3 protein-coding genes are annotated in these 7821 nt (G+C 52.0%); 1 reads left to right on the top strand and 2 read right to left on the bottom strand.

What is annotated here, in order from left to right; all coding sequences use genetic code 11:
- Window positions 1–124: 124 nt before the first annotated feature.
- Window positions 125–2155: a M13 family metallopeptidase gene (locus HMPREF0673_RS00810; RefSeq protein ID WP_007896870.1), complete on the top strand. Its 2031-nt coding sequence runs from the start codon at window positions 125–127 to the stop codon at window positions 2153–2155.
- A 96-nt stretch (window positions 2156–2251) separates the two neighbouring features.
- On the opposite strand, the gene HMPREF0673_RS00805 is transcribed toward HMPREF0673_RS00810, so the two are convergent.
- Window positions 2252–4786: a C10 family peptidase gene (locus tag HMPREF0673_RS00805; RefSeq protein WP_007896869.1), complete on the bottom strand. Its 2535-nt coding sequence runs from the start codon at window positions 4784–4786 to the stop codon at window positions 2252–2254.
- 42 nt (window positions 4787–4828) lie between these two features.
- Window positions 4829–7804: a choice-of-anchor J domain-containing protein gene (locus tag HMPREF0673_RS00800; protein ID WP_040596146.1), complete on the bottom strand. Its 2976-nt coding sequence runs from the start codon at window positions 7802–7804 to the stop codon at window positions 4829–4831.
- Between the last annotated feature and the right edge of the window lie 17 nt (window positions 7805–7821).

The following is a 7821-nucleotide window of genomic DNA, read 5'->3' as shown; positions in this document are numbered from 1 at the left end:
GGGTGCACTTGTCTCAAGTGCACCAACCTATTTGCAGATGTTGTTTCTGAAAACCAACTTCTATGTTGGTGCACTTGAGACAAGTGCACCCCCTTAGTGAGAATATTAATAAACATTATAGTATATGAAAGTAAAATCAATCATCCTCGCTTGTTCGCTGCTGGCTACAATGTCGGCAAGCGCACAGACCTCAAAGGGTATCGACCTCGCCAACATGAACACGGCGGCGAAGCCCGGAAACGACTTCTATGAGTATGCTATCGGTGGCTGGCGCAAGGCGCATCCGCTCGACGCAGAACACGCACGCAATGGTTCATTCACCGACCTCGACGAGATGAACCAGAAGCGCATCCTCGCCCTCATCGAGGAGTACTCGTCAAAGCCACAGCCTAAGGGCACACTCGGACAGAAGATAGGTTCGCTCTACAACCTCGCCATGGACAGCGTGCGCCGCAACCGTGAGGGCGCAGAACCGCTGAAGCCGCTTCTGAAGAAGATCAACGACATCGCCGACCGTCGCGAGTACCAGCTCGTGACAGCGCAGCTCGACGCACGTGGTCTCGACTGTCTGATGTTCGGAGCCGGCGTAGGTGCCGACATGAAGGACGCTGTCAACAACCTCGTAGGTATCGGTCAGGGCGGACTCGGACTCGGCGAGCGCGACTACTACCTCTCTGACGACGCTCAGGTGGTTGCAGTGCGTAAAGCTTATGCCGAATATCTCAAGAAGATGCTCGTGCTCGCAGGCAACGACGAGGCTACAGCGCAGCGCAAGGCGGACGCTACAATGCGCATCGAGACACGCATCGCTAAGGCAAGCAAGAGCCAGGTGGAGCTGCGCGACGTGCAGGCCAACTACCACAAGATGACATACAACGCCCTCGTGAAGGACTTCCCGGGCATCGATTGGGGCAACTTCTTCCTCGCGCAGGGCTTCCCTCCGTTCTCGCACATCGACGTGGGTCAGCTTGAGCCTATCCACGAGGTGGAGAAGATACTGGCAGAGGAGTCGCTCGACGACCTGAAGGCATACGCTGAGTCGCACGCCATCAGCTCGGCAGCCGGCTACCTCGACGACAACTTCCGCGCCGTAGAGTTCGAACTGGGCAAGGTGATGTCGGGCGTACAGCAGGACCGTCCGCGCTGGAAGCGTGCCACAGCTCTCGTGAGCGGCGTGCTCGGCGAGGCTATCGGCAAGCTCTACGTAGAGAAGTACTTCCCCGAGTCGTCGAAGCAGCAGATGCTTCAGCTCGTGCGCAACCTGCAGAAGGCTCTCTCGCAGCGCATCGACGAGGCTACATGGATGTCGCCTGCTACAAAGGCGCAGGCTCAGGACAAGCTCGCCAACTTCATCGTGAAGGTGGGCTACCCCGACACATGGAAGGACTACACCAACCTCCACGTCGACGAGCAGCTCTCGCTCTTCGAGAATATGCAGAACATCCGCGCCTTCCTCTCGCAGGACTACATCTCGCGCAAGGTGAACAAGCCGGTGGACAAGGCAGAGTGGCAAATGACTCCGCAGACCGTCAACGCTTACTATAACCCGACCACCAACGAGATCTGCTTCCCTGCAGCCATCCTCCAGCCGCCGTTCTTCGACCCGAACGTTGATGAGGCTGTGAACTACGGCGGTATCGGCGGCGTAATCGGTCACGAGATGTCGCACGGCTTCGACGACCAGGGCTCGCAGTTCGACAAGTACGGCAACCAGAACGACTGGTGGACAGCCGAGGACAAGAAGAACTTCGAGGCTCGCACAAAGGTGCTTGTAGACTACTTCAGTTCTATCGAGGCTCTGCCCGGCAAGAAAATCAACGGCAAACTCACCCTCGGCGAGAACATCGGCGACAACGGCGGACTGAACATCTCGTTCCGCGCTCTGCAGAACGTGCTCAAGGAGAACCCGGCTCTGAACAAGTCGATCGACGGCTTCACACCCGAGCAGCGCTTCTTCCTCTCATGGGCTACAGTATGGGCAGGCAACGCTCGTCCGGAGTTCATCGACCGTCAGATAAAGACCGACCCGCACTCACCGGCTGAGGCTCGTGTAAACGCTGCTCTTCCGCAGATCGACGCTTGGTACAAGGCGTTCAACGTGAAGAAGTCGGACAAGCTCTTCGTGCCGCAGAAGAAGCGTGCACAGATCTGGTAATCTGTAACGGAAAGCTTTTCAAGGCTTTCTAAAGAAATATACGAAAGCGCCCTGCGTTCGGCAAAACCGAACGCAGGGCGCTTCGCTTTTTGTAATCTACTTAACAATCTTCTTTCCTCTTACAACGTACACACCACTTGCAAGACCATCAAGGTTCTTTGCATTGTGTTTTACGCAAACACCTTCTAAAGTGTACACATTGAAGGTTGTTTCCTCCGTTACTCTGCCACCGTTGATAGCCGTAGACGGAGTTACCGTTAGCCAGCCATGGTTGTAAAACAACTCGTAGTTGTCTGCCTCGCCACCACTTACTATGATTTCGTACTTACCGGCTTGCGATGTGGCATCTGCTATGCACGAAGCAACCGGCTTGGTAGTCAGTACGTCTGCCGTCTCTTCATGCTTAAATCCGTCATAGGTGATGTTGAACACGGGGTTCGCCACACCAGTCTTACGAGTAGCGTCCTCAACGGTTACGTAAAGCGGAGCTTGTGTCACAACGAGATAGCCGTCTTCAAAATCAACCGCCTCATCAGTGATCGTTCCCGGCTCTATATGAATAGTGTAGCGACCACATTTACTCTCTGTAGTAGCCTCGCAGCTAAGCACGGGCTTGCCTTTTACCTTGTCACCAATAATAGTGAAGGTGAGTTTTGGATTTTCGTCGCCATATTCGCGAGCCTGATTACGAGCCTTAATCGTAGTGCCAAACTCAACAATGTTAGCAAAGTCGTTCCATTGTGCAGTGTTCTGGAAACGCATCTTTGAGCCGGCACGCACCGTGAGTAAGCAACTCTCAACGTTGGCTCCTTTGAAAACGTTAGTGCCATTGAGCTGCGGCATATTCTTAGAGAAGACCTTGAACTCTGTAAGAGACCAACAGTTGGCAAATGCTTCCTTACCTATCGTCTTTACATCGCTACTGAGCGAAACACGTGGCATAAGGTTACAACCTGCAAAAGCATAGTCGGCAACGTCGATAACCCCATGCTTTATATCCACACCATTCGGCTGAAATGGTAAGGCGGCAATAAGGGTAGTCTTGTCGCTATTGTACACTATCCCGTCTTCGTATAGAAAGTTGGCATCGGCAGAGGCCGTCAGCACCACTTCCTTTAGCTTGCTCGCATATGCCCACACTCCCTTGCCAAAACTGCTGATGCCGGTATTTGGGAACACAATCTTCTCCAATCGCGTCTTTGAGAATACCTTGTCGGGCAGACTTGCATCTCTTTCTACAATAAGCTTCTTGCCGTTTTCCATCATGTAATAGTCGGAGCCGGCAACGATACGAGCTTCACTAAGGTCGAGAACGCGCAGATGTCCGCGGGTGCGGTTGCCTTCGGCGTCACGTCCTGCCATGCTACGCAGCGTGCGCAGGTCGGCAGCGTTGATGTTTCCACTCACTGTTAGCGTGTCGTAGTTGTAAAACTTGTCGGCATCTATTTGTGCAGCAAGCGTTCCTGCGGCTTCAAGAGCAATGCTGCCCTTTAAGGTTGATGATGTCTTGTCTGGCGTGATGTTTATCACAGCTTCTTGATTGCTTGAGAATTTGTATGCCTGTGGGTCGAGGATGTTTATATCGTAATAGCCGTCGTAGTTGCCATCCCATCCCCAGTTGACATGCACCTTGCCTTCCGCGTCATATCCGTCGAGAACGAATGAGTGGCCACCCATTGACTTATCGAATCCGCCATACACAAGAGGCTGCTTGTTGTTAATCTGTTCGTAAATGATGCGCATCCACTCATTGTCAGAATAATCCTTCCTCACGATGTATTTGGCATCCTCAATGCCATAGTAGCGTTGCAAGCCTTTAGCCACATTCTCGTGCAGAGCACCGCTACCACCATCGGCTTCGCTGCCATACTCCATACCAACCGCCACACCTAAGTCGTGCATTATGAGTGCCACGGCATCGCCTTCTTCTAAGGAGTACTTAGAATCGTAGGTCTCGAGCATTGCGTTCCAGTCGTACTTGCTCTTTTCGAAGTCTGCACTTATCTTTGTGCCCGACATATTGTTGGCAGGATAATAGATGGTGCGGCTGCCGATGCCATGCTCCGGTGCGCGATGATAGCGAAGCACCTGAGCAGTCGACGTAGCGGCGCATCCCGTCAGTGTGCGTGTGCCGTTGGTGGCAGTAGGGCAGAGGTTGTTGTATGGCTTGTTCTGTCCCCAGCGAGTCTCGCAAAGAGTTGCTACCGACTCGGCATAGCCATACCCACTCGGCATCTTGTTCACAAGAGCCACTTTAGATGCCTTTGCGCGTGAGACCACCGCCTCGTTCACCATAGAAAGCCACCACTCAAAGTTGGGGTTGGTCGACTTCGGCTCGAACTTCGTGTCGCTATATCCTAATATGGCAGGTGAAGTGTCGTCGGTTGCTATAACTGCAAACCCATTGTCTTCAGAACCATATACCACATAGCCCTCTGACACTTTCAGCTCCTTTATTGCTTTTGTGTCGATTGAGAACGATCCTCTTGCCGCTGCTTTCATTCTTGCGCCACCTAATAGCTTTGTTGCTTCGGCTTTCATCTGTGTCTTGGAGCGCGGCGCTGCAGAAGCGCCGGCTACAAGAAACATGAGGGCAAGAGGAACGAATGCGTATCTTTTATTAATGTTCATATCGTCTACTTGTCTACTTAACTGAACTTGCTAAAGTTCAATCTACTTAACTATAACTTTCTTACCGTTTACGATGTACACTCCCTTCTTCATTGTTGAGAAGTTGCTCACGTTTGTAGCAACGCGTATGCCGTCGATGGTATACACATCGAAAGTCTTCTCGGCTTTGGATACGCCGTTGATGCCGTTTGTGGTGTCTGTAGCAATGGTAGCCTCCGACTCGCCGTCGAAATAAACTGCTGTTACACCGTAGACGTATTTAGTGTTGCTATCCGCCGTTTTGTCGACAAACGTTGTCTGGTCTGACGGCACTGTGCCCACGAGGGTTCCATCACGATATATGCGATACAGTATCACGGTACCCGGACCGTAGGTGTAGGTAATGTCGTCAATCATGAATACGAAAGAGTTAGCTGCCACTGTATTATGGTTGATGGCAAAATACTTGCTGCCTGCTGGCAACTCTACGCTTACTTCCTCCCATTCGCCCTTCGATGTGGTGTGCGTCTCACCAATCTTTGTGAACGAAGCCTGCTTGTTGTCTGTAGTAGAGTAGAGCACGTCGAAGGTCTCCGGATAATTAATCTTCTGGTCGGTATCGTTCTCGTTTTTCACCCAGAACGATATTGTCTGCTGCTCGCCAGACAATTCGGGCGAGAAGAGCCAGTTGTTCTGCGTCACGTCATTGCCTCCATTGTCGGCACGGTGGAAAGCGGCAAGATACTTACTGCCGGTGTGTGCCTTGAAGCCCGGAACCTGCTCGAGTTGCTCTTTAGAGAGCCATCTGTCGAGTGGGTCGGCAAGGGTGAATGCAAACGATGTGCCCTGTGACGGATACTTCATATTGAACGGACCGCCCGTCGTTCCCGCATTGTTTGCCACCGACTTCCAGTCGCCAAACAAATCGGTGCTCCATGACGTATAAGACTCGAAACTCTCTGTTGCAGTCTTCGATTCGGAATCAACCGCTGTCCATGCTACCTCCACTCCGTTCTCTGTCTTTGTGAATGTAGCCGAGTCGGGGTGCGGCTTGGTTGATATCTCAAACTTAGTGGATGCTGATACCTCATTGTCGTCGGTGTTCAGGTCGTTGCTGTATACCACGACGGCCTTTAGCTCTACACCCTCCTTGTCCTCAAGGATGCTGATAGGATACTCAAAATTGAATGTCTCGAAATAGTAGGCCTTCAATGGCTCGGCAGGAGTCTTAGAGGCAATAAGCTTGTCGTTGGCATATAGCTCTACCTTATAGTCGCGCGCATCCTTCGAGCCGAAGTTGTTCACCGTGACCTTCACATTCTCCGTTTCGCCCTTTCTTGCTGTTTCCGGAGCTTCTATCTCTGCACTCAAATCGTAGGTATATGTATCGCGTATGAACATACGGTCGATGTACACTACATTGCCGGTGTTTGCCTGCGCCACAAAATTGACAGACACGAAATCCTTATCTACATAGTCGGCAAGCGAAACGGCAGAAGCAGTCCACTTTCCTTCGTCCTTAGCTGCGTCAATATTTGCTACCTCTTCGGTCGTACCATCGGGCAACTCTACTTCAATCTTTATCTTGGCATTGCTGCCGGTTTCTGCCTTGTGGTAGAAGATGAGTTTCGGTTCGGCAGCGCCGGCGAGTGCTATCTTTCCGGTTCCGAGATAAGCCCAGTCTGTATCGGCCTCCGAAATCATGTGGAAGGCTCCGCCATCGTTGTCAACACAGTCGGGATATTTTTCGTCAATGGTCCAGAAATCTGACTTGCCCGTGCCGTACGTGGTCCACAAACGTCCGTGCAGGAGATTCTTAGCCACGCTCTCAGAGAACGGAAGGTCGTAGGGCTTGCCGAGCATGATTGAAGGCAACGCCTTGTATGAGCTCTGTCCGTAATCGTTTTTCGCCGAAATCCAGAGCGTTTTAAGAACCTGTGCACCGGTGTTCGTAACCATTGGTATGTCTATTGTTGTTTGACCCTTAACCGATGCCACTTCTGTGTAGGTGGGGTAATAGTCGGAACCGCCACGCTCTGCAATGACATAGGTCACGTCTGAGAGGTCAACATATCCGTCGTAATTGCCGACATTCGACTCCTCCCATGTGAATGTCACCTTGTCTGGATGCTCGGCTGTGCGACGATTGTCGGGTTCCAGCGGCGATGTCTGTCCTACATATATAGCTACCGGCTTACAGTAGAAGCCCGCACCCTGCTCGTTCACAGCTGCCACACTATAGATGTTGATGCCGTTAGTTGCGGTGTTGTCGGTGAATGTCACTATCGCACCAGGTTTGGCTGACGGTGCCTCTGCCACTACCTTGCCCGAACGGCGGATGAGAAACTTGGTTATATTCTCGAGTTTGCTGCCGCTGTAATTCTTTTCTGGGGCCTTGAATGAGAGAGTGGCTTGCAGTGCTCCCTTCTCAGCGGCTACAACAGAAAGATTGCTAACGCTGTCGGGAGCGTTTAGCGAGATGCCCTCGCCAATAGTGATATCGTCGATTTTCAGGCCTTGCTGTCCCTTACTGCTGATGTCGTGGAAGCCGATATACAACTCCTCGTCTTCTGTGGGCGTGAAGGTGGCTTTGCGCACCTCATAGTCGGAGAGCTCTATAGTCTCCTCGGCCAGCAGTGTCTCTGTCATGCCGGCAGCCGTTGCGCTTTTGCCATACTTCACCTCAAACTTCTGCGGATACCATTTTGAGGTGCCCTTGACACGGAACGATAAATTGTATACGCTACCTGCTTTCACCTTCAGAGCCGGCAGTATAAGCCACTCGTCGGCATCTGCGTTCTCCGATTTTGCAGTAGTTGCACATGCATCCTTGTCGTTTGACCAGTTAGGCTCGTCCCAAGCCCATGTTACACCGTCGCCGTTGCCGTCGATTATTTCGTAGAGTGCCATCTCCGAAGCATCGTCAAACGTACCATAGAAAGGTGGCGTGATGGCGTTGCCGAAAGCCACATAGTTGCTCACAACCTCATCGCCCTTCACTCCGCCGTTGACGGGCGTGATGCCATGAAGGTGTGTCAAAACTCCCTTATTCTAAA

Source organism: Leyella stercorea DSM 18206, assembly GCF_000235885.1.
GTDB classification, from domain to species: domain Bacteria; phylum Bacteroidota; class Bacteroidia; order Bacteroidales; family Bacteroidaceae; genus Prevotella; species Prevotella stercorea.
This window is presented reverse-complemented; position numbering and strand designations above follow the sequence as displayed.